The organism is Streptomyces sp. NBC_00654 (assembly GCF_026341775.1).
Classification (GTDB): domain Bacteria; phylum Actinomycetota; class Actinomycetes; order Streptomycetales; family Streptomycetaceae; genus Streptomyces.
In genome coordinates this window covers 1,127,622-1,153,568 of record NZ_JAPEOB010000003.1, presented here as the reverse complement: position 1 = coordinate 1,153,568, position 25,947 = coordinate 1,127,622, and the positions used below count along the sequence as shown (strand labels likewise).

Here is a 25,947-nt window from a genome sequence, read left to right as displayed (position 1 = left end):
CACCGAGGACGGCGCGCGGCATTCGTACCGATGCCTCCCCAGGTTCGAACCCCGTCACTCCGGCCGCACACGCATTTGGCCGAGCCCCGGGGAATATGCCGCCCTGCTGGGAACATCAGTAAACCCAGCGTAGTTCGCCGCATCCCTACCGTTAAGGGGCGGGCGTCCCTATGGCGGGATTGTTGTCCGTGCGGGCGGTCGGTGTTCGATTCCCGGCCGTGTGCCGGGCGTGATCGTGCGTGCACCTGGTGTGTGGCTGTGCGCCCGGCCGTGCGCTCTGGCCCGGCCGGGTGCGGGAGCGCTTCCATGGATGCTGCGTGGGTCGGCCCGCTGGACTGGACTCAGTGGGCTGGGGGATGCCGCCGCCCCATTCCCCGCGGGCGGCGGACCGGTCCGGGAGGTGAGGCCCACCTCCCGGGCTGTGCGTGGAGCCGCTCGGCGCGGGGGTGAAAGCGGACGATCGCCGGTTGTGGCGCGCGCCGAGAATGGCTCAATGACGACGGTCGGGTGAGGCTCTGGTCAACGGTCCGACTATGGCTGGATCTCGACCGCTCGCCCGGGTGGTCAACCGGGCGGCCGGAACGCCGTACCGGCCATTCGTGGCTGACGCTCCGGCTCCGCAACACCCGGAAGCCCGCGTTCCGTTGCCAGTGCGCCGCAGTTCGCGCCCCGGAGGAACGGCCGGGCCCTTGCCAGGGGCGCATGCCCTTCCGGTGTGCGCTGCCCGTACCCCCTCCGGCCGGCCGTTGTCGTGGCAGCATGTCCCGCAGCGGCGTCCCGTTCTCCCTGTACGCCGCTTTGTCCACAGCCTGTGGAGGCGGCGATGCGTTGGTTGGTGGGGTGGAGCAGTATCGCCGCGAGCTTCGGCACCGTGGGCGCGGTCGGCGCCGGCGGAGAGGGGCGCACGGTTCACCCCGTGGGGTCCCAACTCCTGTGGGGGGACCCGGATCCGCTCTGGGCGGTGGGCGACTGGCGGCCCGACGAGATCCGCGTCATCAACGCCCCGACCCCCGAGGGCGCCCCCACCACCCGCCTCGCCGTCCTCGGCTGCTGCGGGGCCACCGACGAACAGCTGCGCGTCGGACTGCTCGCCGCCCGCGGCGGGGCGATGCGGCATCTCACCGCCTGGCCGGGCAGTTACACCGCGGTCGTCCAGATCGGCCGCCGGATCACCGTGGCCGGGGACCTGGCCGGAGCCCGCCCCGTCTTCCACACCCCCTGGGCCAACGGCACCGCCTACGCCACCGCGGCCCTCCCCCTCGCCGACCTCATCGAGGCCCAGCTCGACATCGGACACCTGGCCGCCCTGCTCGCCTGCCCCGAGACACCGGAGGCGCTGGGCGACGGCACCCCGTACGTCGGCGTGAAGCGGGTCCCACCCGGGCACGCGCTGATCCTGCGCGAGGGCTCGCGCGAGATCACCGGATACGAGGCCGTGGCCTCGCTCGCCGTCGCGGCACCCCAGGCCGACCCGGTACACGCCGTGGAGGGCGTACGGGACGCACTCGTCGAGGCCGTACGCGCCCGGCTCACGGCCCCGCGCCACGCCCCCGAGACCCTGCCGCCCGACCCCGGCCCGGTCCCCGGCATGGGCCCCGCCGAACGCCGCGCGGCCCGCGGCGCACCCGTGCCCGGCATCGGCGCCGACCTCTCCGGAGGCAGCGCGTCCGCCACCCTCGCACTGCTGGCCGCCGGACTGCCCGGTCTGCCCGGCACCCTCCTCGGCCACGGCACGGAGGCGGGGGAGCGGCTCCTCGCGGTCACCTTCAACGACCTCACCACCCGCGACCACGAGGACGAACTCGAACGCGCCCGCGCCATCGCCGCCAACCCGCGCCTGCACCACGTGGTGGTCCCGGCGGGCGAGGAAGCGCTGCCGTACGCCGGTCTGCTGGAGAACGGCCCGATCACCGACGAACCGGCCCCCTCCCTCGTCGTCTCCGAGCGCCACCGCCGCCGTCTCGCCGCCGGCAGCGCCGACCACCTCGTCGGCCATGGCGCCCGGCAGGTGCTGGACGCGCACCCGGCCCGCCTCGCCGACCTGCTGATGGACCGGCGCAGACGGCACCTGCTGCGCCCCGTCGCCGCCCTCACCAAGGCCGAGGGCGCCACGGCGCACTCCCTGTTCGTCCCGCTGGCCCTCTACCGGGCGGCCCGGCGCCTGGCCCGTACGTCGTACCGCACCGGCCTCGAAACGGCGGCCGGACTGCTGCCCGACGCCAACCGGTACGCCCCCGACCTCGACACCCCCGCCGACGCCTCCCTCGCCGCCCTCGCCTGGTCGCGCCCCGGGCCCGCGGCGCGCTGGCTGACGGGGGAGGCCCTCGCAGAAGTATCGGTTCGCCTTCAGGAGGCGGCGATCCGGCCGAACTCCGCGCAGCGACCTGGGGAGGCCCGCGCCCGCGCCGCGCTCGCCCGCGGCGCCGCCGGCCACCGCATCCTGGAGCAGGCCGCCGAGGTCCGCAGCCAGCGCGTCCACGCCCCGTTCCTCGACAACCAGGTCGTCCGGGCCGCCCGCGCCGTTCCCGAATCCCTCCGCGTCCAACCGGGCGCACGGGCCGCGATCCTGCGCCGGGCCCTGGCGGGCACGGGCATCCACGACCTTCCGCCCGGCTGGGGAGCGCCCTCCCAGGCCACCTCGGCCGCGGCCACCCGCATCGGCCTGCGCACCGCGCTCCCCGAGCTGATGGCGCTGTTCGACGCCCCGTTGCTCGCCGACGCGGGGCTGGTCGAGGCCCGCGTCGTACGCAAGGCGCTGCGCGCCGCCTCCGAGGGGGAGCCCCTTCCCCTGGACGGCCTGGCCGACCTGGCCTCCACGGAACTCTGGCTGCGCCGTCTCCTCGGACGCCGGGGCACCTGCTGGACGGGCACGGCGGCCCCGCGCCAACGCGCGGTGGCGGGCGGAGTGGTCCCTTCCAGGCGAACCCTTCAGCCGTGACCGCACGCGGTGCGGTTCACCGCCCCGGGCTCAGCGGCAGCTGATCCTGGACTCCGCCCAGTCGGCCAACGCCACCCCGCCCAGCGGCGACTGCGCCTCCACGACGAGCCGGATCGTGGACTGGCCGCCGATGCCGACATTCACCGGAACGGCGGGATCGCCGCCCTCCATGACGGGGGACTGCCACAGCCGGACCCCGTCCCCGTCGAGGACGGAGAAGCGCACCGAGCCGTGCCCTCTCGTCAGATCGTCGATGCCGGCCATCGCCTCGTAACGGGTGCACTCCCGGTTCAGCTGGATGATGACCGAGGAATTGGCGTGCACGGTCACTCCGGGCGCGTACCGGGTGGAGGCGATCGACAGATTCGGGCGCTGCCAGAGCCAGCTGCTCTCGCCGAACACCACCTCCGGATCGACGTGGTCCCCCAGCAGGGTGTAGCCGAGCTCACTGACCTGGTAGACGGTCGGATCCGGCGGTACGGGGGGCGTCGGAGTGGGAGCCGGGGGCGGGGTGGGCGCGGGCGGCTTCGGCGCCGGAGGCTCGGGCGCCGGAGGCGTGGGCTTCGGCGTGGCCTTCGGCGGAGAAGGCGGAGTGGGCTTCGGCGTCGGCTTCGGCTCGGGCGGCGGGGCCGGGGCCGGTGGCACGGGCGCCGCCGGCGGCTCGGGCTTCGGCTCGGGCGGCGGTGGGGGAGCGGGCACCGCGGGTGCCACCACCGGCGGCTTGGCCACAGGCTTCGGCTCCGGCTTCGGCTGGTCGTTGCCGACCAGTGCCCAGGCCAGCCCGGCCGCCGCCGCGACGGCGACCGCCGCGGCGATCCCCGCCTTCGCCGGTGCTCCGAGCCCTTCCGCCGCGGCTCCCCCGGACGCTCCTGCGGACGCCCCATTGCCGGTCGCCGCGGCGGCGACCCCGACTCCGGTCGCGCCCGCCGCACCACCCGCCACGATGCCCGCGGCCTTGAGCGAGTACCCGACGGCGAACCATCCGATGACCGCGACCGGGAGCAGCGCCGGAATCCCGGCGTTCACATGGTCCAGCTCGCCCGCGGCGATCCGGCACTTCGCGCACTCGTCCAGATGCTTGCGCAGCCCGCGCTCGGCCCGCATCCGCAGCCCGCCCCGGGCGTAGGCGCCGAGCCGGTCCGCGTACTGGGCGCAGTCGCCGCCCGTCACGAGCGCCTGGCTCACATGCGCCTGGAGGTAGGCCTGCTTGAGCCCTTCGCGGGCCCGGCTGGCCAGTACGGCCGTGGCGTTGGCGGTCAGGCCGAACAGCGGGGCGACCTCGCTCGGCGACTCCTCCTCCACGGTGGTGTGCCAGAGCACCGCCTGCCAGCGCTCCGGCAGACTGCGGAACGCCTGCATGGCCATGGACTGTTCGGCCTCGTGCATCGCCAGCACATCGGCGCCGAGGTCGAGGGTGTCGTCGTCCGACAGCTCCGACGTACGGACGGCCTGCGCGGCGAACACCGCGAAGTCGTCGACCAGATGCTCCCGCTTCGCGCTCTTCGTCCAGGCGGCGGCGACATGGCGGACAGCGGTCATCAGGTAGGCCCGGACGGCTTCCTGCGGGCCCTTGCCGCCGCGCACCGCCTGGAGGGTCCGCGCGAAGACCTCGGCCGTCAGGTCGTCGGCGGTGTGCGTGTCCCGGCAGCAGCTGCGCGCGTAGCGGCGCACCGCGCCCGAGTGCCGCCGGAACAGCTCCTCGTAGGCGTGGTCGTCACCGGACCGCATGCCCTCGATCAGCTGGGCGTCGGACTGTCCGGCATCGCCGGCCCCGCCGCGGCCCTCCCGCTGCGGCGGAACGGCGAACCCGGTTCCGGCACCACCGCCCGCGGGCCCGCTGTCCGGGCCGGCCATGGGGCCGCCCGCCACGGACCGGCCCTCGACGGACGAGGGACTCTCCACCTGCGCGGGCCATGGGCCGGGCAGGACGGTACAGCCCTCGGCGTTGTCCTCGGTGTCGTCCGACGAGTGTCCTGGGCGGGCCTGGCTCGGCACCTGCCCCATGGACGGCCCACCGGCCGCCGTGCCCCCGGCCGCAGTGGCGATCCCGTCGAGCGACTCTTCCTGTTGCCCGTCACCGCTCATCGCGGAAGCCCCCGTATGCACCCTTCGGACCGAACTCCGAGCAAGAGTGCCACACGGCCCGAAGGCGGCGAACGCTGAGTCCCGCCAACCACTCATCCGGGGCGTTTTCCCGAATGGGAGCACTAGACATCCCCCTTTCGGGGAATGCTTCACCGCGATTTCAGCCGCCGCGGGCCGGACCAGTCAGCGTCCACCCGACCGGCCGGACCGCCCGACGGACCGCCCGACGGGGCCGGCCGACGGACCGACGGGACCGGCCGGGCGGACAGAGTGACGGGGCCGGCCGGCCGGACCACCCGGCCGGACCACCCGGCCGGACCACCCGGCCGGACCGGTACCCCTTACGCCGGGCGGGACCGCAGCCCCTCCAGCAGGATGTCCAGCAGCCGTGTTGATGCCGCGGCCTGCTGAGCGGCGTCGGGCAGTGAAGGGGCGGCCGTGGCGATGACCAGGAGCACATCGGCCACCGTCACATCACCGCGCAGCTCACCCGACTCCCGCGCCCGGTCGACCAGACGGCCCACGACCTCCAGCAGTTCGGCCGCTCCCGTGTCGTCGTCGTCGAGACCGTCCACGGCGACGGAGCGCTGCGGGACCACCCGGAGATCGGGCTGCCCCGCACTCTGCCGCTGCTGCGGAACACGCCTCTCGTCGACGGCGTCACCGGACGCCGTGCCCAGGACGGGAGCCGGGCCCGGCTCGTCCGTGTCGACCCCGACCCGCAGCACCTGCGGCGGCAACAGCCGTCCCGCACCCGACGCCACGGACGTCCGCAGGAAGCGGGAGAGAGCCGACCAGGGCTCCTCCTCCAGCCCCAGAGCGGTGCGCGCCTGCTCGGTCAGCCGGGAGGTCTCCTCCTCGGCTATCCGGCGTACCAGCACGTCCTTGCTCGGGAACCGCCGGTAGACGGTGCCGACGCCGACCCTGGCCCGACGTGCCACGTCCTCCATCGGAGCGCCGTATCCCAGCTCGCCGAACACTTCACGCGCGGCTCGCAGGACATGCTCCAGATTGCGCTGTGCGTCCACGCGGAGCGGCGCCGAGCGTCCTGTGACGCCGGTCCCTCCGGCCGAAGAGACCGCCGCGGCCGTGCCGACCGGTCCGACCGGTCCGGCAGAACTCACGGTTCCGACCGCTCCTACCGCGCTCAGCCGCCCGTTGCCCTCGGCCGAGGACGAGACAGCAGCCTGCCAATGCGAATCCTGAATGTGCATAACTTCCCCCGGTTATGACGTCTCCCCCCGGAGACTTCCCCGCCGTGTCAGTCGGGGAGCGGATCACACGTCATCCGAACCCGACACCCCGACGGGTTACGAACATAGTTGAGCCCGGGTCAATTCAGAAGGGGGTAGTTCCGCACGGAGCGCCCCCCGATCGGAGCAAGGGCCGGGTGGTTCCTGATTCCGCCCCATCCCAGCACCCCCTCCGCAAGGCCTGACCTGCGCGGCTGCCGCATCCGGAGGTACGCCGAACCCGATGGATCGTCAGGATCCTCCGGTCACACAATTTGCCGGGGCTGTGGACAAACCCCTGTCTCCGTTGCGTCATGGGGTGGTGATGGCTCCAGATACCCGGGGAACGCCCCCCGGCACCCGGCCAGGTGTACGCATTCTCGTCGTCGGCGGCGGCTACGTCGGGATGTACACAGCGCTGCGTCTCCAGCGGAAGCTGAAGCAGAGACTGAAGAGCGGTGACGCCGAGGTCGTGGTCGTCACGCCCGAGCCGTACATGACGTACCAGCCCTTTCTGCCCGAGGCGGCCGCCGGGTCGATCTCACCGCGCCATGTGGTCGTGCCGCTCCGCCGCGTCCTGGACCACTGCAGGATCGTCATCGGTGAGGCCGAGAGCATCGACCACGCCAAGCGGACCGCCACCGTCACCACCCTCGCCACGCAGGAGGACGGCACCGGAGCCCTGGAGATCCCGTACGACGAGATCGTCATCGCCCCCGGCTCCGTATCGCGCACCCTCCCGGTTCCCGGCCTCGCCGAGTTCGGCATCGGCTTCAAGACCGTCGAGGAGGCCATCGGCCTGCGCAACCACGTCATCGAACAGATGGACATCGCCTCCGCCACCCGTGACCCCGCCATCCGCGACGCCGCCCTGACCTTCGTCTTCGTCGGCGGCGGCTACGCGGGCGTCGAGGCACTCGCGGAGCTGGAGGACATGGCCCGCTACACCTCGCGGTACTACCACAACATCAAGGCCACGGACCTGAAGTGGATCCTGGTCGAGGCCTCCGGGCGCATCCTCCCCGAGGTCGGCGAGGCGATGGGCGGATACGCGGTCCGCGAGCTGCGCGGCCGCAACATCGACGTACGCCTCGAAACGCGCCTGGACACCTGCGAGGACCGGGTCGCCGTCCTCAGCGACGGCTCCCGCTTCCCGACCCGCACGCTCGTGTGGACCGCGGGCGTCAAGCCCGCCCCGCTCCTGGCCGCCACCGGCCTGCCGCTCACCGAACGCGGCCGGCTCCGGTGCACCACCACGCTCGGTGTCGAGGGCAGCGAACACGCCTGGGCCGCGGGCGACGCCGCAGCCGTACCCGACCTGACCGCCGCCGCACCGGGCGCGGAAACCGCGCCCAACGCCCAGCACGCGGTGCGCCAGGCCAAGGTCCTCGCCGAGAACGTCCTCGCGACGATCGACGGCCGGCCGCTCACGGAGTACCGGCACGCGAACGCGGGATCGGTCGCCTCGCTCGGTCTGCACAAGGGCGTCGCCCATGTCTACGGCCGCAAGCTGAAGGGCTATCCGGCCTGGCTGATGCACCGCACGTATCACCTCAGCCGGATCCCCACCTTCAACCGGAAGGCGCGCGTTCTCGCCGAATGGACGCTGGCGGGGCTCTTCAAGCGCGAGATCGTCTCCCTCGGTTCGCTGGAACACCCGCGGGCCGAGTTCGAGATCGCGGCGGGCGGTACCGGAAACCGCCCCCGTCCGGGCGCTGGACCGCCGGACCGCGGCACCGACCCGCCACCCCCCGGAAGCAGCCCTTCCGCGGGCGACGGACCGCCGAGGACGTCCGGCTGAACAGCCACTGTCAGTACGGTCGGTCACACTGGACGTGTGACCATAGGTGGGCCCACACCTGCACAGAGTGACCCCGGCCGGCAGTGACCAACAGCGACCAGCATCGACGCACCAGCAGCACGATGAGGCCCGGCTGCGCCTTCCCGGGGGTCCGGCCCCCGGTACCCCCGACCCAGGCAGAAGAAGCAGCCCGCCCGAGCGGACCAGACCGACACACGAGGCCAGAAATTCCGTGAACTTCACGCGTTGGAGCGCCCGCCTTCCCGGAACGCAGCGTCGCGCCGCCGCGCGGGACGACCGCAGTCCCGTGCCCGCGGCCCGAGCCGAGTACGCACAGCCGGAGAGCCGGTCCGCCCCGCCCGACGGCGAGTCCGCCCCGCCCTCCGGCCCGTCCCCCGAAGGCACCCCGGCACCCGGGGCCGCCCTCCCCCTCGCCCTCGACGATCTGTCGGCCCGCGACATCCTCGGCAGGCTTCCCGCGCCCGTCGCCCTCCTCCACGGCCCCGACCACCGCGTCGTGTACGTCAACGACGCCTACGAGGCCGCGTTCGGCCCCCGCCCCTGTGGAGTCCCCGCCGCCGAGGCCATGCCCGAGCTCGCCGAGGTCGGTGTCCTGCCGCTGATGGACCAGGTGTTCCGCAGCGGCACGCCGCGCACGGTCAAGTCGCGCAGGACCGCGGACGGCGGCTCGTACACCGTGACCTGCACCCCGGTGGCCGCCCGGGACGGGGAGAGCGCGGAAGAGGGCGCAGCGGGAGAGAAGAAGGCGAAGGAGAGGACGAAGGAGAGGACGAAGGAGAAGGACGGCGCGGGCAAGGGTGTGGGAGGCGTGCTCGTGCACGCCGCCGATGTCACCGACCACGCCGAGGCCGCCGAACGGCTCCGCACCAGCGAGCGCCGCCACCGCGAAACGGCCGTCACACTCCAGTGCTCCCTGCTCCCGCAGGAGCTGGAGCAGCCCGACGACCTGCGGATCGCCGCCACGTACCAGCCCGGCGGCACGGACGCGGCCGTCGGCGGCGACTGGTACGACGTCATCACCCTGGGCGCCGGCCGCACCGCTCTGGTGATCGGGGACGTGATGGGCCGCGGGGTCCGCGCCGCCGCCGTCATGGGCCAGCTGCGCACAGCCGTACGGGCGTACGCGCGCCTGGACCTCCCGCCCCACGAGGTTCTCCAGCTCCTCGACGGACTCGCCGCCGAGATCGACGCCAGCCAGATCGCGACCTGCGTCTACGCGGTCCACGACCCCAACGAGGGCCGGCTCGTCTACGCCTCGGCGGGCCACCTCCCGATCCTCGTGCGCGACGAGGACGGCACGGTCCACCGGGCGGCCGACCCCACCGGACCGCCGCTCGGCACCGGCGGCTGGGTCCATACGTCGGACACGATCCCGCTGCCGCCCGGCTCCACCGCGGTCCTCTACACCGACGGTCTGGTCGAGCGGCGCAGCGAGGACATCGATGAAGGAGTGGAGGCCCTGGCACGGGCGCTGTCCGGCGCCAAGGGCTCGCCGCAGGTGGTCTGCGACCGCCTGATCCGCTCCCTCGGGGTGACCGCGGAGCATGACGACGACGTGGCGGTCCTGGTGGTCCAGCACCCCGCCCGCACCGGGTCGAACGCGGAGCTGTTCCACAACGCCGCACTCGACCTGCTCGGCGGCATAGAGGCGGCCCCGAGGGCCCGCGCCTTCGCCACCGGAGTCCTGACGTCCTGGCGCTTCCCGGTCGAACTGTGCGACCTGGGCGTTCTCGCCGCGAGCGAGCTCGTCGCGAACTCGCTCCAGCACGGCACCCCGCCGATGCGTCTGGGCCTGCGCCGCACGGACCGCCGGCTGATCATCGAGGTGACGGACGGCGACGACCACCTGCCGCGCCGCCGCCGGGCCGAACCGGCCGACGAGGCGGGACGCGGCATCTCGATCGTCGCGACGATCGCCTCGTCGTGGGGCAGCCGCCGCACACCGGGCGGTGGCAAGGCGGTCTGGTGCGAGTTCGCGCTGCCTCAGTGAGCGGCGGCGGGCGCCGCGGCGGGCTCGGTCTCCGGCACGGACACAGCCACCACCCGTGAGGGCACCGCGGCGAGCGAGGGCTGGTCCTGTACGGGGGTGAGCCGACGGCCCAGCCGCAGTGCCAGCACGGTGATGCCCAGCGAGAACAGCACGAACGTCACGATGTACGGACCGTGCAGGGCCGCCCCCATCGGCCCGCCCACCGCCGGACCGACCGCCAGCGCGAGCTGCTTGCACAGGGCGAACGCCGAGTTGTACTGCCCGACCATCGACTCCGGCGCCAGATCGGCGACCAGCGGGGCCACGGTCGGCGACAGCATCGCCTCACCCAGCCCGAACAGGGCGTACGTCGAGATGAACGCTGCCGTCGCCATGGTCTGGCTGCCGTGCCCCAGCCCGGCGTAGCCCGCCACGATCCAGGCGAACGCCCAGATGAGCCCGACCCAGGCGATCACCCGGCTGCGCCGCCGGCGCTCCACCAGCCGCAGCACGACGAACTGCGCCACGACGATGACGGCGGTGTTGGCGGCCAGCGCGATACCCAGGGTCGAGGGGTCGATCCCGGCGGCCTCGGTCCCGTACGCCGCGAGCCCGGACTCGAACTGTCCGTAACAGGCGAAGAACAGGACGAAGCCGAGCACGCACAGCTGGACCATCGCCCGGTGCGAGAGCAGCGCCCGCAGCCCGCTCTTGGCGGCGGCGGTCCCGTCACCCGGCCGGACGCCGGAGAGGGAAGCGGGACGGGCCATCCGCACGGTTCCCGCGACGACGCCGAGCACGACGAACATCACGGCCTCGATCCCGAACAGCAGCGTGAAGCTGTCGGGCCTGCTCGTGTCGACGATCTGCCCGCCGACGAGCCCGCCGAGGCCGAGGCCCAGGTTCTGCAGGAAGAACTGCGTGGCGAAGGCGCGCGTACGGGTGGCGGTGCTGGAGCACCAGACCAGCATGGTCGCGAGCGCCGGCTGCATGACCGCCGTACCCGCACCGAGGATCGCCGCCGACAGTACGGCGGTGGGCACACTGCTGGAGAAGCCCAGCGCCACGGCGCCCACGGACGCCAGACCGGAGGCGAGGACCAGTACGGGCAGCGGCCCGCGCCGGTCTATGGCCCGCCCGGTGAATGGCAGTACGGCCAGTGCTGCCATGGCGAAGACCGCCAGCACGACTCCCGCCGTACCGGCACCCAGATCCCGCACCTGCGCCACGTAGACGTACAGATACGGAACGGTGAACCCGAGGCCGAACGCGCTCAGCGCGCTCCCCACCTGGATCCGCCGCAGCGCTGCGCCCATCTCCCTGGTCACACTCACCTACCTCAAGATCTTGAAGGAATCAGACTCGAAGACTTTAGCACTAAAGTTAGAACCTTAACAATGTAGATCGAAGGACTTCGATGGTGAGGAAGGGCATGCCATACTGCCCGCCATGTCTGACACCACCGAGCAGCCCGGCCCCCAGGAGCCGAGCCTCGACGAGCAGATCGCCGCCTACCAGCGCGAGTTCGGCGACCTGGACCCCCAGGTCGAACAGGTCGTCTCGGCCCTCGGCCGACTGAACCGGCGCATGAACGTCGCGTACGGACGACAGGTCGCCGCCCTCGGCATCAGCAACGCGGAGTGGGAGGTCCTCAAGACCCTCGTCCTGGCCGGCACGCCCTACCGCCTGGGCCCCGGCGAACTCGCGAAGCGCCTGGGACTCACCCCGGCGGCCATGACCCACCGCATCGACCGCATGGCGGGCGAGGGCCTGGTCACGAGGGACAGGGACGAGAACAACCGGGTCCGCGTCATCGTCGAGCTGACGGACGAGGGCCGTACGAAGTGGCTGGAGGCGATGCGCATGGCCTCCGACTTCGAGGAGGACCTCCTCCAGGACCTCTCCGGCGACGAGCGCGGAGTACTGGGCGAGATGCTGATCCGCCTCCTGCGCCGCGTGGAGCACGCCCAGCCGGACGCGGGCGGCCGCCTCACGGACCTGGACTGAGGGCGGCCGGCGGTGCGCATGGGCGGGGTTGACACGACCCCACCCGATCCGTAAGGTTCTTCGAGTTGTCACGGGGCCGGAACGGTTCTGCGACAGCCGATCCCGCCGCGAACGCGGCAACCAAAACTCAGCACGGTCTCCCACTCGGGAAGATTTCGGCATGCCGGAATTCATTTCGAGGCTCGATTATGAGTCGCCGGGAGAATCCGCTAGAGTTTGAGCGTCGGAACGGCCCAACAGCCGGGAAGACAAACCCCGCTGACTGGGAATCAGGCCCGAAAGGATCTGATAGAGTCGGACTCGCCGGAAAGGGAAACGCGAAAGCGAAGAACTGGAAAGCGAAAAGAGCTTGACCCGCTTCGACCGGGAATCGGACACGAAAGAGTCTGATAGAGTCGGAAACGTAAGAACGAAGGGAAGCGCCCGGAGGGCCCCGGTGAAACGGGACCGAAGGAAGCGTCCGTTCCTTGAGAACTCAACAGCGTGCCAAAAGTCAACGCCAGATATGTTGATACCCCGGCCTGCTTCGGCAGGTTGGTGGTTCCTTTGAAAGTCCTGCCGGGCCTCACGGTTCCGGTAGGCAATTACACAGCGAGGACGCTGTGAACGACTGGTCTTATTCCGACCGGTCGTTCCGCTCTCGTGATGTGTGTCCCGATTACGGGAAAACATTCACGGAGAGTTTGATCCTGGCTCAGGACGAACGCTGGCGGCGTGCTTAACACATGCAAGTCGAACGATGAAGCCCTTCGGGGTGGATTAGTGGCGAACGGGTGAGTAACACGTGGGCAATCTGCCCTTCACTCTGGGACAAGCCCTGGAAACGGGGTCTAATACCGGATAACATTCCTGCCTGCATGGGCGGGGGTTAAAAGCTCCGGCGGTGAAGGATGAGCCCGCGGCCTATCAGCTTGTTGGTGGGGTAATGGCCTACCAAGGCGACGACGGGTAGCCGGCCTGAGAGGGCGACCGGCCACACTGGGACTGAGACACGGCCCAGACTCCTACGGGAGGCAGCAGTGGGGAATATTGCACAATGGGCGAAAGCCTGATGCAGCGACGCCGCGTGAGGGATGACGGCCTTCGGGTTGTAAACCTCTTTCAGCAGGGAAGAAGCGAGAGTGACGGTACCTGCAGAAGAAGCGCCGGCTAACTACGTGCCAGCAGCCGCGGTAATACGTAGGGCGCAAGCGTTGTCCGGAATTATTGGGCGTAAAGAGCTCGTAGGCGGCTTGTCACGTCGGATGTGAAAGCCCGGGGCTTAACCCCGGGTCTGCATTCGATACGGGCTAGCTAGAGTGTGGTAGGGGAGATCGGAATTCCTGGTGTAGCGGTGAAATGCGCAGATATCAGGAGGAACACCGGTGGCGAAGGCGGATCTCTGGGCCATTACTGACGCTGAGGAGCGAAAGCGTGGGGAGCGAACAGGATTAGATACCCTGGTAGTCCACGCCGTAAACGTTGGGAACTAGGTGTTGGCGACATTCCACGTCGTCGGTGCCGCAGCTAACGCATTAAGTTCCCCGCCTGGGGAGTACGGCCGCAAGGCTAAAACTCAAAGGAATTGACGGGGGCCCGCACAAGCAGCGGAGCATGTGGCTTAATTCGACGCAACGCGAAGAACCTTACCAAGGCTTGACATATACCGGAAAGCATCAGAGATGGTGCCCCCCTTGTGGTCGGTATACAGGTGGTGCATGGCTGTCGTCAGCTCGTGTCGTGAGATGTTGGGTTAAGTCCCGCAACGAGCGCAACCCTTGTTCTGTGTTGCCAGCATGCCCTTCGGGGTGATGGGGACTCACAGGAGACTGCCGGGGTCAACTCGGAGGAAGGTGGGGACGACGTCAAGTCATCATGCCCCTTATGTCTTGGGCTGCACACGTGCTACAATGGCCGGTACAATGAGCTGCGATGCCGCGAGGCGGAGCGAATCTCAAAAAGCCGGTCTCAGTTCGGATTGGGGTCTGCAACTCGACCCCATGAAGTCGGAGTTGCTAGTAATCGCAGATCAGCATTGCTGCGGTGAATACGTTCCCGGGCCTTGTACACACCGCCCGTCACGTCACGAAAGTCGGTAACACCCGAAGCCGGTGGCCCAACCCCTTGTGGGAGGGAGCTGTCGAAGGTGGGACTGGCGATTGGGACGAAGTCGTAACAAGGTAGCCGTACCGGAAGGTGCGGCTGGATCACCTCCTTTCTAAGGAGCATTTCTTACCGGGCCTTTTGGTCTGGTCAGAGGCCAGTACACCGGCGAATGTTCGGTGCTGGTTGCTCATGGGTGGAACGTTGACTACTCGGCACGACAGGTTGTTTTTCACTAGTACTGCTTCGGCGTGGAACGTGGGGAGGGATCGGTCGGGTCGGGCACGCTGTTGGGTATCTGAGGGTACGGACTCGTTTGAGTCTGTCCTTCGGTTGCCGGCCCCAGTGCACTCACCTGTATGGGTGGGGTGATGGGTGGCTGGTCGTTGTTTGAGAACTGCACAGTGGACGCGAGCATCTGTGGCCAAGTTTTTAAGGGCGCACGGTGGATGCCTTGGCACCAGGAACCGATGAAGGACGTGGGAGGCCACGATAGTCCCCGGGGAGCTGTCAACCAAGCTTTGATCCGGGGGTTTCCGAATGGGGAAACCCGGCAGTCGTCATGGGCTGTCACCCGCTGCTGAACACATAGGCAGTGTGGAGGGAACGAGGGGAAGTGAAACATCTCAGTACCCTCAGGAAGAGAAAACAACCGTGATTCCGGGAGTAGTGGCGAGCGAAACTGGATGAGGCCAAACCGTATGCGTGTGATACCCGGCAGGGGTTGCGCATGCGGGGTTGTGGGATCTCTTTTTCACGGTCTGCCGGCTGTGAGACGAGTCAGAAACCGTTGATGTAGGCGAAGGACATGCGAAAGGTCCGGCGTAGAGGGTAAGACCCCCGTAGCTGAAACATCAACGGCTCGTTTAAGAGACACCCAAGTAGCACGGGGCCCGAGAAATCCCGTGTGAATCTGGCGGGACCACCCGCTAAGCCTAAATATTCCCTGGTGACCGATAGCGGATAGTACCGTGAGGGAATGGTGAAAAGTACCGCGGGAGCGGAGTGAAATAGTACCTGAAACCGTGTGCCTACAAGCCGTGGGAGCGTCGCTGTATGTGCTTGCACATGCAGTCGTGACTGCGTGCCTTTTGAAGAATGAGCCTGCGAGTTTGCGGTGTGTTGCGAGGTTAACCCGTGTGGGGAAGCCGTAGCGAAAGCGAGTCCGAATAGGGCGATTTAGTAGCGCGCTCAAGACCCGAAGCGGAGTGATCTAGCCATGGGCAGGTTGAAGCGGAGGTAAGACTTCGTGGAGGACCGAACCCACCAGGGTTGAAAACCTGGGGGATGACCTGTGGTTAGGGGTGAAAGGCCAATCAAACTCCGTGATAGCTGGTTCTCCCCGAAATGCATTTAGGTGCAGCGTCGTGTGTTTCTTGCCGGAGGTAGAGCACTGGATAGGCGATGGGCCCTACCGGGTTACTGACCTTAGCCAAACTCCGAATGCCGGTAAGTGAGAGCACGGCAGTGAGACTGTGGGGGATAAGCTCCATGGTCGAGAGGGAAACAGCCCAGAGCATCGACTAAGGCCCCTAAGCGTACGCTAAGTGGGAAAGGATGTGGAGTCGCAGAGACAACCAGGAGGTTGGCTTAGAAGCAGCCACCCTTGAAAGAGTGCGTAATAGCTCACTGGTCAAGTGATTCCGCGCCGACAATGTAGCGGGGCTCAAGCGTACCGCCGAAGTCGTGTCATTCGTACATATATCCCCAACGGGAGTACGGATGGGTAGGGGAGCGTCGTGTGCCGGGTGAAGCAGCCGCGGAAGCGAGTTGTGGACGGTTCACGAGTGAGAATGCAGGCATGAGTAGCGATACACACGTGAGAAACGTGTGCGCCGATTGACTAAGGGTTCCTGGGTCAAGCTGATCTGCCCAGGGTAAGTCGGGACCTAAGGCGAGGCCGACAGGCGTAGTCGATGGACAACCGGTTGATATTCCGGTACCCGCTTTGAAACGCCCAGTACTGAATCAGGCGATGCTAAGTCCGTGAAGCCGGCCCGATCTCTTCGGAGTTGAGGGTAGTGGTGGAGCCGATGAACCAGACTTGTAGTAGGTAAGCGATGGGGTGACGCAGGAAGGTAGTCCAGCCCGGGCGGTGGTTGTCCCGGGGTAAGGGTGTAGCCCGTGTGGTAGGCAAATCCGTCACACATATAAGGGTGAGACCTGATGCCGAGCCGATTGTGGTGAAGTGGATGATCCTATGCTGTCGAGAAAAGCCTCTAGCGAGTTTCATGGCGGCCCGTACCCTAAACCGACTCAGGTGGTCAGGTAGAGAATACCGAGGCGTTCGGGTGAACTATGGTTAAGGAACTCGGCAAAATGCCCCCGTAACTTCGGGAGAAGGGGGGCCATCACTGGTGATCCGATTTACTCGGTGAGCTGGGGGTGGCCGCAGAGACCAGCGAGAAGCGACTGTTTACTAAAAACACAGGTCCGTGCGAAGCCGTAAGGCGATGTATACGGACTGACGCCTGCCCGGTGCTGGAACGTTAAGGGGACCGGTTAGTGCACTTTCGGGTGTGCGAAGCTGAGAACTTAAGCGCCAGTAAACGGCGGTGGTAACTATAACCATCCTAAGGTAGCGAAATTCCTTGTCGGGTAAGTTCCGACCTGCACGAATGGCGTAACGACTTCTCGACTGTCTCAACCATAGGCCCGGTGAAATTGCACTACGAGTAAAGATGCTCGTTTCGCGCAGCAGGACGGAAAGACCCCGGGACCTTTACTATAGTTTGATATTGGTGTTCGGTTCGGCTTGTGTAGGATAGGTGGGAGACTTTGAAGCGGCCACGCCAGTGGTTGTGGAGTCGTCGTTGAAATACCACTCTGGTCGTGCTGGATGTCTAACCTGGGTCCGTGATCCGGATCAGGGACAGTGTCTGATGGGTAGTTTAACTGGGGCGGTTGCCTCCTAAAGAGTAACGGAGGCGCCCAAAGGTTCCCTCAGCCTGGTTGGCAATCAGGTGTTGAGTGTAAGTGCACAAGGGAGCTTGACTGTGAGACCGACGGGTCGAGCAGGGACGAAAGTCGGGACTAGTGATCCGGCAGTGGCTTGTGGAAGCGCTGTCGCTCAACGGATAAAAGGTACCCCGGGGATAACAGGCTGATCTTCCCCAAGAGTCCATATCGACGGGATGGTTTGGCACCTCGATGTCGGCTCGTCGCATCCTGGGGCTGGAGTCGGTCCCAAGGGTTGGGCTGTTCGCCCATTAAAGCGGTACGCGAGCTGGGTTTAGAACGTCGTGAGACAGTTCGGTCCCTATCCGCTGTGCGCGTAGGAATATTGAGAAGGGCTGTCCCTAGTACGAGAGGACCGGGACGGACGAACCTCTGGTGTGCCAGTTGTCCTGCCAAGGGCATGGCTGGTTGGCTACGTTCGGAAAGGATAACCGCTGAAAGCATCTAAGCGGGAAGCCTGCTTCGAGATGAGTATTCCCACCCTCTTGAAGGGTTAAGGCTCCCAGTAGACGACTGGGTTGATAGGCCAGATGTGGAAGCCCGGTAACGGGTGGAGCTGACTGGTACTAATAGGCCGAGGGCTTGTCCTCAGTTGCTCGCGTCCACTGTGTTAGTTCTGAAATAACGAACGGCCGTGTGTGTTCCGGTGTTGGTTAATTTCATAGTGTTTCGGTGGTCATTGCGTTAGGGAAACGCCCGGTTACATTCCGAACCCGGAAGCTAAGCCTTTCAGCGCCGATGGTACTGCAGGGGGGACCCTGTGGGAGAGTAGGACGCCGCCGAACAATTTTTCCGGGAAAGCCCCGTACCGCAAGGTACGGGGCTTTTCTGCGTTCACCACCAGGACGTTCCACCACCCGTATCCGTACTCGCAATCCGTACCCGTGGCCGCACTGCCCTCTATGCCGGGGTGACCAGGCGGGTGTCGTACGCGAGGATGACGGCCTGGACGCGGTCCCGGGCTCCTGTTTTGGCGAGAATGCGGGTGACATGGGTCTTCACCGTTGATTCGGCGAGATGGAGGCGGGCCGCGATCTCCGTATTGGACCAGCCCTGGCCGATAACCGTGAGGATTTCCCTTTCCCGGTCGGTGAGGGAGGCGATCCGGCGGTCGGTCGCCGTGGGGTCGCCGGGTGATGCCGGGAGATGCTGTACGTAGGTGTCCAGCAGCCGACGGGTGAGGCTCGGGGCGACCACCGCGTCGCCGACGGCGACCGCGCGTATGCCGGAGAGCAGCTCCTCCGGGAGGGCGTCCTTGACGAGGAAGCCGCTCGCTCCGGCACGGAGGCCGTCGTACGCGTACTCGTCCAGGTCGAAGGTCGTCACGATGAGGACGCGGGTGGGGGTACCCGACCTGATGACGCGGCGGGTGGTCTCGATGCCGTCGAGGCCCGGCATACGGATGTCCATCAGGGCGACATCCGGGTGGTGCTGGGCGATCAGATGGAGCGCCTCGGTGCCGTTGGAGGCTTCGCCGACGACCGTCATGTCGTCCTGGCTCTCCAGCAGCATCCGGAAACCGAAGCGCTGCAACGGCTGGTCGTCCGCGATGAGTACGGTCGTCACGGGGAAGCGTCCTCCAGGGGAAGGCGAAGTCGTACCTGCCAGCCGCCGTCCGGCAGCGGGCCCGCGTCGATTGTGCCTTCGTAGAGCGCGGCGCGCTCCCGCATACCCGCGATGCCCTGGCCCTGGTGCGGGATTCGGGACGGCGGCGCCGGGGCGGCGGGCGTGGGCCGCCCGGTGACCGCGGCAGGCAGGCCGGTGTCCGTGATCCGCGTTTCCAGGTCCGTACGGCTGTAGGCGAGGGTGACCGCCGCCGACAGTCCGGGGTGGGCGGCGGCGTGCTTGAGCGTGTTGGTGAGAGCCTCCTGCACCACGCGGTAGACCGTCAGTTCGCGGCCCGGGGTGAGGGATTGGGCGCGCGGTGTTCCGTGGATGTCCAGGTGTACGGGCAGGCCGGCGGCACGGACGGCGGCGATCAGAGGTTCCAGGTCGTTGAGCGTCGGCTGGGGCGCGCGGTCGACTTCGGGATGGTCCTCGCGCAGGATGCCGAGCAGGCGGCGGAGTTCGGCGAGGGCCTGCCTGCTGGTGGTGCCGATGGCCTCCAGGGCCTGGGCCGCGCGCTCGGGAGACTTCGCCGCCGCATAGGCCCCGCCGTCCGCCAGCCCCGTGATGACGGAGAGGTTGTGGCCGATGATGTCGTGCATCTCGCGTGCGATGCGGGTGCGTTCGGCGGCCGCCGCGAGGCGGGCCTGCTGGTCGCGTTCGTGTTCCAGCCGGTGGGCCCGCTCGACGAGGGCCTCGGTGTAGTCCTTGCGGGTGCGGACCGCGATGCCGAGCAGGGCGACGAAGGCGAAGCCCCAGAGGTAGGAGACCAGTTGCTGGTTCCACACCTCCGGGATGCGCGCCGCCCCGGCCACGGCCGGGGCACACATCAGCAGGCCGGCCCCGGCAAGGGTCCTGAGCGGCAGACGCAGCGCGATCTGGAACGCGGGGATCAGCTGGAGGAAGGCGGCCTGGACGACGGCGCCGGTCCAGATGTTGACCAGTGACACCGGTGCCATCAGGACGAGTACGGCCACCGGATGCCTGCGCCGCCACAGCAGCGGCACCGAGAAGCACAGGGTCATCAGCAGGACCAGCGGTTCGGGCGCCTCCACGTCTCGGGCCACCGTGCGCCAGCCGCCCGAGGTGAAGTCGATCACCGCGACCAGGACCCAGAACGCGGTCACCAGGACGTCCCAGACGGCGGGCCGGCGCCGGTCGAAGGCGCGCAGGCGGTGCAGTCGGCCCTGGATGTACCGGGTCAGCGGGGTGGTACCCGTGAAGCGGTCCTGATCGCGCCCGTCCACCTCCCCGTCCACCTCCCCGTCCACCTGCCGCTCCGGGCGCCGCAGGGCTTTGGTGGCCGGCCTGTGCCGCGTACCGCCGTCCGGTTCTGTGCGTGCCTCGTTGTCCGTCACCGGGCCATCCTCGTCCGTGTCCTCGTCCGTGTCCGTGTCCGTGACCGTGTTTGTGTTCGTTGCGCGGCAGCCCTCGTCGTGGTGCCGGGTGTCCGTTGTCAGGCGTCCCGGCGCCGCAGCAGGAGAGCGGCGATGCCCAGTACGGCCGCTGCCCACAGGCACAGGGCGAACAGTGCCGTTCCCGGGGAGGCGGCGTCCGGGAGCGGGGTGGCGGAGCCGAGTGCCCCGGCGGCCTGGGTGGGGAAGTACCTGATGGCGCTCTCGACGGTCTCGTACGGGATCATGCCCAGGATCTCCGGGACGATCATGACTCCGCCGATGAAGGCGCCGATCGCGCCGGGTACGGAGCGGAACAGTGCGCCGAGACCGAGCGCGATGAGGCTGAGCAGCGTGATGCCGGCGGAGTTGCCCGCCACCGCTCGCAGCACGCCCGGATCGCTGAGGGAGGCGGCTTGGTCGGTGTCGTGGAGGAAGAGCTGTGCGGCGGAGAAGGTGATCAGCGCGGTCACGAACATGACCGAGAACGCTGAGGCGGCGAACACCGCGGCCTTCGCCCACAGGACGGGGAGCCTGCTCGGTACGGCGGTGAGCGAGGCGCGGATCATGCCGGTGGAGTACTCGCCCGCGGTGACCAGGATGCCCAGGACCGCGATGCAGAGCTGCCCGAGCAGGGTGCCGTAGAGGGTCAGGATGACCGTGTCGACATCGGAGTCACCGCCACCGGATGTGTAGGTGCCGCCCATGATCAGGCCGATACCGAGGACCAGGGCGGACGCCGAGACGACGGTGACCCAGGTGGAGCGCAGGGACCAGAGCTTGTGCCACTCGGAGCGCAGGACACGGGCCGGGGTGATGCGGTACGGGAGGCGTCCGGCGGGGGTGGTGGGGACGGGCGTGGTGGTGCCGGGGCCGGTGGGTACAGGGCCGGTGGGGACGGGGCCGGCGGTGTCGGTGGTCGTCATGCTGCGGCTCCGGTCGCGGGAGTGGCGGCTCGGTACTCGACCGATTCCTGGGTGAGGTCCATGAACGCCTGTTCCAGGGACGCGCTCCCCGGCGTGAGTTCGTGGAGCGCGATTCCGTGGGCGGCGGCGACGCGGCCGATGTGTGCCGCGTCCGCGCCGCGGATCTCCAGTTCCTCGGGGGCGTCCGGCCGTGCGGTGATCCTCGTGCCGGGCGCGGTGAGGAGTGCGCGCAGCGCGGCTGCCTGTGGGGTGACGACCTTGACGTGGGCTCCGCCCGCTGTGCGGATCAGGTCGGCGACGGTGGTGTCGGCGAGGAGGCGGCCCCTGCCGATGACGATGAGGTGGTCGGCGGTGAGGGCCGTCTCGCTCATCAGATGCGAGGAGATCAGGACCGTACGGCCCTGTGCGGCGAGGGACTTGAGCAGCGTGCGGATCCAGAGGACGCCTTCGGGGTCCAGACCGTTCACCGGCTCGTCCAGGATGACGGTGGCGGGGTCGCCGAGCAGGGCGGCGGCGATGCCCAGCCGCTGGCCCATGCCGAGCGAGTAGCCCTTGATCCGCTTGTGTGCGACCTCGGTGAGGCCTGCCAGGTCGAGCACGTGCTCGACGCGGCCGCGCGGGATGCCGTGGGTGTGTGCCAGTGCCATCAGGTGGTTGAAGGCGGACCGCCCGGGGTGGACGGACCGGGCCTCCAGCAGGGCGCCGACCTCGGTGAGGGGTGCGGCGTGGGTGGCGTAGGCCCGCCCGCCGATCGTGGACCGGCCCCGGGTCGGCGCGTCCAGGCCGAGCAGCATGCGCATCGTGGTCGATTTGCCAGCGCCGTTGGGGCCGAGGAAGCCGGTGACGGTACCGGGGTGGACGGTGAAGTCGAGGCCCTCGACGACGGCCTTGTCCCCGTACCGCTTGGTGAGTTCGTACGCCTTGATCATGCCGTCGACGCTACGGAGCGGGCGGGCGGTGGTCGTCCGACCGGGGGCGGGATGCCGGCGCGCGTGTAGTACCGGGGTACGACGCGAGGGCGGCGCGGGGTACGACGTCGGCGCGGCGGCGAAACGGGTTTGCCCGGACGGTGTGCGGGAGTCCAGGATCGGCCCATGGACTACGTGATACGCCCCGTGCTGGCCGAGGAATGGCCGCTGGCCAGGGAACTCCGCCTGGCTGCCCTCCAGGACCCCATGGCGCCCCTCGCGTTTCTGGAGACGTACGAGAGCGCCCTCGGGAAGCCGGACGAGTTCTGGCAGGGCAGGACGGCCGACGCCGCCGCGGGTGTGAACGTGACGCAGTTCGTGGCCGAGGCGCCCGACGGCGCGTGGGTGGGGACCGTGACGGTGCTCGTCGAGCGGCCGGAGGGCGAGGCGCGCTTCGGGGACGCCCCCGAGGTGAACCAGGGGCATCTGGTCGGTGTGTTCGTGCGGCCCGAGGCGCGTGGTACGGGTGTGACCGACGCGCTGTTCCGGGCGGCGGTCGACTGGGCCTGGTCGCTGTCCGAGCCGTGGCTGGAGAGGGTGCGGCTGTATGTGCACGAGAACAACCCGCGGGCCGCCGCCTTCTACCGCCGGTTCGGTTTCGTACCATCCGGGCAGACCGTCCCCATGCCCGGTGGTGCGAGTGACCGGGAGCCGGATCAGGAGCCCGATCTGGAGCTGGAGTACGTCCTCGGGCGGTAGCGGGGTGTGTTCCTCCGCTATCCGCGGCCGGTGGCGGGCAGTTCGAGGTGCTGCCGCCAGCGGGCGCGGCCCTGTTCCTGTGAGCGGAGCAGGACCAAGGTGGGCATGCCCTGGTCCTGACCGGTCGCCAGCAGCTCCGGGAGCTGGGGAAGGGGAGCCACGGCCGCGACGTCGTCGAGGACGAGCGTCATTGGTGGGTCGAGCCGACCGTCGGATGACCGTGCGGCCATGCGGCGGCCGTGCTCGACCACGTATGAGGTGAGCGCGGTGAGGAAAGGCATCGCGCCCGGCCGGTGGCGGGGATCCTCGATGGGTTCGCCCACCGCATAGAGCGTTCCCCCTTCGGCCCCGAATGATTCCAGCGCGAGTGAATCCGCTCGGTTTGCCGTGCACGCCTCGCGGATGTGGACCGAGGACAGGGCCGAAAGGGCCCGTACGGTCAACTCCTGGGCCACCTCGCGGCGTTCCGGGTAGGCGGTGAAGGCGGACTCCAGCAGCCCGGCGAGTCCGGAGGCGGCCTTGGGGTGCGTACGGAGCAGGCGCACCGGTTCGTGGGCGCTTCCGCCGAGTGCCCAGCGGTGCACCTGGCGGAAGGGGCGGCCGTCCACCGCGGCGGCGTGCAGCCAGCACTGCAGCAACGTTTGTGCCGTGTCGGCCGTCGCCGCGTCGATCCGGGCCTGCGGCCTGACCGGCGCGAGGAGCGCGGCGGCGCGGGTGGCGGCCACTTCGGGCTGCTCGCAGCCGGTGGTGGGCGACCAGTGCAGGCGGGACGGGGTGTCGCAGAGGTGGCCGGGGTCGTAGACGTGTACGGGGCCGAGTTTGCCGCGGGCGTCCTTCGTCTCGGCCCAGACGGTGGGGTCGGAGGTGACGACGAGCACGGGGCCGTCGGCGTCGCGGATGGCCTGGACGACGGCGGGGCGGCGGGTGGCGGCGGGGGCGTAGAGCAGGAAGGGAGCGCGGGGGGAGGGGAGGACGGTGGGAGGCGTGGGCTGCGCGAGCGGCGGGTGGGGCATGGGCGCTGCGGGGGGCGTGGGGGTCGTGGGAGCCGTGGGGGCGCTTTCGGTCGCCGCGGTCGGGGTGTTCGCCGATGCGCTCGGGGTGAAGGCGGTGGCGGACGGGGTGGTGACGGGTTCCGCGGGGGTGTGTTCGGTGTGTACGGGGGCGGCCGGGGCTTCCTTGCCCTCCGGCCCTCCTCGGCCGCGTACGGACGACGGGGCCGGGGTGTCGTGCACCAGGCCCATCCGCTCCTCGCGGCGCCGCTGCCGTACCGCGCGGCCGCGGGCCACCACCCCCAGTACGAATACCGTCAGCACCAGCAGCACCATCAACTGACCGATCAACAGGCCCCAGAAGAGCCCGTACCCGGAGAGCTGGGCCGGTGGCGTGTGCGGCCAGGCGCCCGGCAGGTCGTTCGGTGCCGCGATCAGTTCGCGCAGGGCCTGCGGGGTCCGGGTGAATTCCACCCCGTCCGGCCAGGCGCCGTGTGCGAGGAGTCCGGCCAGGCCCGTGGACGTCCAGGCCAGCAGGGTCAGCGCGACGAAGAAGCCCAGGAGGCCGATCAGCAGGCCGTCCGGGATGCCGCCGCCGCTTCGTTCGTCCTCGCGCCCACGTCCCGAACCGTGCGCTGCCTGGCGTGCCATGTCATGCCACCGTTGACTCGGACGACTCGTTCAGCCGTTGCTGGTTCTCGATCCGGGCCGCGCGTTGCTCCGCCTCCAGCTCCGCGGCTCGTACGTCCTCGGGCAGCAGGTCGGTGTCGGAGCCCTCGGTCATCGCGCGGTCGGTGAAGACCAGGGGGCGTTCCGCTTCGGTGATCAGGTGTTTGACCACCTGGACGTTGCCGTTGACGTCCCAGACGGCGATGCCCGGTGTCAGCGTGGGAATGATCTCGACCGCCCACCGGGGGAGGCCGATGACCCGTCCGGTCGCTCTCGCCTCGTCGGCCTTCTGGGCGTAGATCGTCCGGGTCGAGGCCATCTTCAGGATCGCCGCCGCCTCCTTCGCCGCCGCACCGTCCACCACGTCGCTGAGGTGGTGGACGACGGCGACGAACGACAGGCCGAGCCGCCGGCCGAACTTCAGCAGGCGCTGGAAGAGCTGGGCGACGAACGGCGAGTTGATGATGTGCCAGGCCTCCTCCACCAGGAAGATGCGTTTCTTCCGGTCGGGCCTGATCCACGTGTGTTCCAGCCAGACCCCCACGATCGCCATCAGGATCGGCATGGCGATCGAGTTGCGGTCGATGTGCGAGAGGTCGAACACGATCAGCGGGGCGTCCAGGTCGATCCCGAAGCTCGTGGGGCCGTCGAACATGCCACGCAGGTCACCGTCGACCAGCCGGTCCAGGACGAGTGCGACGTCCAGTCCCCAGGCCCGTACGTCGTCTATGTCGACGTTCATCGCCTCGGCCGATTCGGGCTCGGGGTGGCGCAGCTGTTCCACGATGTCCATCAGGACCGGCTGGCGGTCGGCGATGGTCTCGTTCACATAGGCGTGCGCGACCTTGAGCGCGAAGCCGGAGCGCTCGTCGAGCCCATGGCCCATCGCGACTTCGATGATCGTGCGGAGCAGGGCGAGCTGGCCGGTGGTGGTGATCGACGGGTCGAGCGGGTTGAGCCTGATGCCGCCGTTCAGCGCCGCGGTCGGGTCCAGGCGGATGGGAGTTATCCCCAGCTCCTGGGCGATGAGGTTCCACTCGCCGACGCCGTCCTCGCCCTGGGCGTCCAGGACGACGACCTGGCGGTCGCGGAAGCGGAGCTGGCGCAGGACGTAGGTCTTCTCCAGCGCGGACTTGCCGTTGCCGGACTCGCCGAGGACCAGCCAGTGCGGGGCGGGGAGCTGTTGCCCGTACAGCTGGAAGGGGTCGTAGATGTAGCCCTTGCCGGAGTACACCTCGCGCCCGATGATCACGCCGGAGTCACCGAGGCCGGGGGCGGCGGTGGGCAGGTAGACGGCCTGGGCCTGGCCCGTCGACGTACGGACGGGCAGCCGAGTCGTCTCCACCTTCCCGAAGAGGAAGGCGGTGAAGGCATCCGACAATGCGGACAACGGGTCTCGCATGGCGTGACTGCCCTCTCTCTCGGGTTCCGGTCTCGGTGGAGTCGGTGGGTGGCGGTGGGGTGGGAGTGGTGTCGGTGGTGCTCGGGGTTGGGGCTCTGGGCTCTGTGCGCTGGGGTTCTACGGGCTGGGTTTCTGGGCTCTGGGCTCTGTGCGCTGGGGTTTTGTGCGCTGAGGGTCTGGAGGTGGGTCGGCGGGGCCGCCG

General features: G+C 68.8%; 14 protein-coding genes and 3 rRNA genes. 8 read left to right on the top strand and 9 right to left on the bottom strand.

Annotated features, from left to right (window positions below):
• Positions 1-823 precede the first annotated feature (823 nt).
• The gene (locus OHA98_RS37650; protein WP_266932382.1) at positions 824-2,938 is read left to right on the top strand and encodes an asparagine synthase-related protein; all 2,115 of its coding nucleotides are present in this window, start codon (positions 824-826) and stop codon (positions 2,936-2,938) included.
• A 30-nt stretch (positions 2,939-2,968) separates the two neighbouring features.
• Here the strand turns inward: OHA98_RS37650 and OHA98_RS37645 are convergent, their stop codons facing one another.
• Together OHA98_RS37645 and OHA98_RS37640 are read right to left on the bottom strand one after the other, a co-directional pair.
• Positions 2,969-5,023, bottom strand: a complete 2,055-nt coding sequence (locus OHA98_RS37645; RefSeq protein WP_266932381.1) for a sigma-70 family RNA polymerase sigma factor — start codon at positions 5,021-5,023, stop codon at positions 2,969-2,971.
• Between the two features lie 341 nt (positions 5,024-5,364).
• Entirely contained in the window at positions 5,365-6,237 is an 873-nt protein-coding gene (locus OHA98_RS37640) for a TetR/AcrR family transcriptional regulator (RefSeq protein WP_266932380.1), read from the bottom strand.
• Positions 6,238-6,580: 343 nt separating this feature from the next.
• On the opposite strand from OHA98_RS37640, the gene OHA98_RS37635 reads away from it, so the two are divergent.
• Both OHA98_RS37635 and OHA98_RS37630 read left to right on the top strand, forming a co-directional pair.
• Positions 6,581-8,056, top strand: a complete 1,476-nt coding sequence (locus OHA98_RS37635; RefSeq protein WP_266932379.1) for an NAD(P)/FAD-dependent oxidoreductase — start codon at positions 6,581-6,583, stop codon at positions 8,054-8,056.
• A gap of 232 nt (positions 8,057-8,288) precedes the next feature.
• Positions 8,289-10,067, top strand: a complete 1,779-nt coding sequence (locus OHA98_RS37630) for a SpoIIE family protein phosphatase (protein WP_266932377.1) — start codon at positions 8,289-8,291, stop codon at positions 10,065-10,067.
• On the opposite strand, the gene OHA98_RS37625 is transcribed toward OHA98_RS37630, so the two are convergent.
• Entirely contained in the window at positions 10,061-11,362 is a 1,302-nt protein-coding gene (locus OHA98_RS37625) for an MFS transporter (protein ID WP_266932610.1), read from the bottom strand. The two genes, OHA98_RS37630 and OHA98_RS37625, sit on opposite strands and share 7 nt — an antisense overlap.
• A gap of 133 nt (positions 11,363-11,495) precedes the next feature.
• Here OHA98_RS37625 and OHA98_RS37620 point away from each other — a divergent pair, with 133 nt between their 5' ends.
• The 4 genes from OHA98_RS37620 to rrf all read left to right on the top strand — a co-directional run bounded on the left by OHA98_RS37620 (position 11,496) and on the right by rrf (position 17,878).
• Positions 11,496-12,053, top strand: a complete 558-nt coding sequence (locus OHA98_RS37620) for a MarR family winged helix-turn-helix transcriptional regulator (protein ID WP_266932375.1) — start codon at positions 11,496-11,498, stop codon at positions 12,051-12,053.
• A 671-nt stretch (positions 12,054-12,724) separates the two neighbouring features.
• Positions 12,725-14,250, top strand: a 16S ribosomal RNA gene (locus tag OHA98_RS37615).
• A 307-nt stretch (positions 14,251-14,557) separates the two neighbouring features.
• Positions 14,558-17,683 (top strand): 23S ribosomal RNA (locus OHA98_RS37610).
• A 78-nt stretch (positions 17,684-17,761) separates the two neighbouring features.
• Positions 17,762-17,878, top strand: a 5S ribosomal RNA gene (rrf, locus tag OHA98_RS37605).
• The 16S, 23S and 5S rRNA genes sit together here, the layout of an rRNA operon.
• A gap of 115 nt (positions 17,879-17,993) precedes the next feature.
• Here rrf and OHA98_RS37600 read toward each other — a convergent pair.
• The 4 genes from OHA98_RS37600 to OHA98_RS37585 form a co-directional block, all read right to left on the bottom strand.
• Entirely contained in the window at positions 17,994-18,659 is a 666-nt protein-coding gene (locus OHA98_RS37600) for a response regulator transcription factor (protein ID WP_266932374.1), read from the bottom strand.
• A complete protein-coding gene (locus OHA98_RS37595) occupies positions 18,656-19,957 on the bottom strand; it encodes a sensor histidine kinase (protein ID WP_266932608.1) in 1,302 nt (433 codons plus the stop codon). Before OHA98_RS37595 ends, OHA98_RS37600 begins: the two co-directional genes overlap by 4 nt.
• Before the next feature lie 197 nt (positions 19,958-20,154).
• Entirely contained in the window at positions 20,155-21,018 is an 864-nt protein-coding gene (locus tag OHA98_RS37590; RefSeq protein ID WP_266932372.1) for an ABC transporter permease subunit, read from the bottom strand.
• A complete protein-coding gene (locus OHA98_RS37585) occupies positions 21,015-21,947 on the bottom strand; it encodes an ATP-binding cassette domain-containing protein (protein WP_266932370.1) in 933 nt (310 codons plus the stop codon). The genes OHA98_RS37590 and OHA98_RS37585 overlap by 4 nt, the downstream gene beginning before the upstream one ends.
• 165 nt (positions 21,948-22,112) lie before the next feature.
• Between OHA98_RS37585 and OHA98_RS37580 the strand changes: the two genes are divergently transcribed.
• Positions 22,113-22,685 (top strand): GNAT family N-acetyltransferase, encoded by a 573-nt coding sequence (locus OHA98_RS37580; protein WP_266932368.1) that lies wholly within the window; start codon positions 22,113-22,115, stop codon positions 22,683-22,685.
• A gap of 17 nt (positions 22,686-22,702) precedes the next feature.
• On the opposite strand, the gene OHA98_RS37575 is transcribed toward OHA98_RS37580, so the two are convergent.
• Both OHA98_RS37575 and OHA98_RS37570 read right to left on the bottom strand, forming a co-directional pair.
• A complete protein-coding gene (locus tag OHA98_RS37575) occupies positions 22,703-24,325 on the bottom strand; it encodes a type IV secretory system conjugative DNA transfer family protein (RefSeq protein ID WP_266932366.1) in 1,623 nt (540 codons plus the stop codon).
• A 1-nt stretch (position 24,326) separates the two neighbouring features.
• Positions 24,327-25,745, bottom strand: a complete 1,419-nt coding sequence (locus tag OHA98_RS37570; RefSeq protein ID WP_266932364.1) for an ATP-binding protein — start codon at positions 25,743-25,745, stop codon at positions 24,327-24,329.
• Between the last annotated feature and the right edge of the window lie 202 nt (positions 25,746-25,947).

What these genes read in the sequence shown, in the direction of transcription:
- OHA98_RS37650 (WP_266932382.1), top strand. Translation starts at nt 824, where the DNA reads ATGCGTTGGTTGGTGGGGTGGAGCAGTATCGCCGCGAGCTTCGGCACC.
- OHA98_RS37645 (WP_266932381.1), bottom strand. Translation starts at nt 5,023, where the DNA reads ATGAGCGGTGACGGGCAACAGGAAGAGTCGCTCGACGGGATCGCCACT.
- OHA98_RS37640 (WP_266932380.1), bottom strand. Translation starts at nt 6,237, where the DNA reads ATGCACATTCAGGATTCGCATTGGCAGGCTGCTGTCTCGTCCTCGGCC.
- OHA98_RS37635 (WP_266932379.1), top strand. Translation starts at nt 6,581, where the DNA reads ATGGCTCCAGATACCCGGGGAACGCCCCCCGGCACCCGGCCAGGTGTA.
- OHA98_RS37625 (WP_266932610.1), bottom strand. Translation starts at nt 11,362, where the DNA reads ATGGGCGCAGCGCTGCGGCGGATCCAGGTGGGGAGCGCGCTGAGCGCG.
- OHA98_RS37620 (WP_266932375.1), top strand. Translation starts at nt 11,496, where the DNA reads ATGTCTGACACCACCGAGCAGCCCGGCCCCCAGGAGCCGAGCCTCGAC.
- OHA98_RS37590 (WP_266932372.1), bottom strand. Translation starts at nt 21,018, where the DNA reads ATGACGACCACCGACACCGCCGGCCCCGTCCCCACCGGCCCTGTACCC.
- OHA98_RS37585 (WP_266932370.1), bottom strand. Translation starts at nt 21,947, where the DNA reads ATGATCAAGGCGTACGAACTCACCAAGCGGTACGGGGACAAGGCCGTC.
- OHA98_RS37580 (WP_266932368.1), top strand. Translation starts at nt 22,113, where the DNA reads ATGGACTACGTGATACGCCCCGTGCTGGCCGAGGAATGGCCGCTGGCC.
- OHA98_RS37575 (WP_266932366.1), bottom strand. Translation starts at nt 24,325, where the DNA reads ATGGCACGCCAGGCAGCGCACGGTTCGGGACGTGGGCGCGAGGACGAA.
- OHA98_RS37570 (WP_266932364.1), bottom strand. Translation starts at nt 25,745, where the DNA reads ATGCGAGACCCGTTGTCCGCATTGTCGGATGCCTTCACCGCCTTCCTC.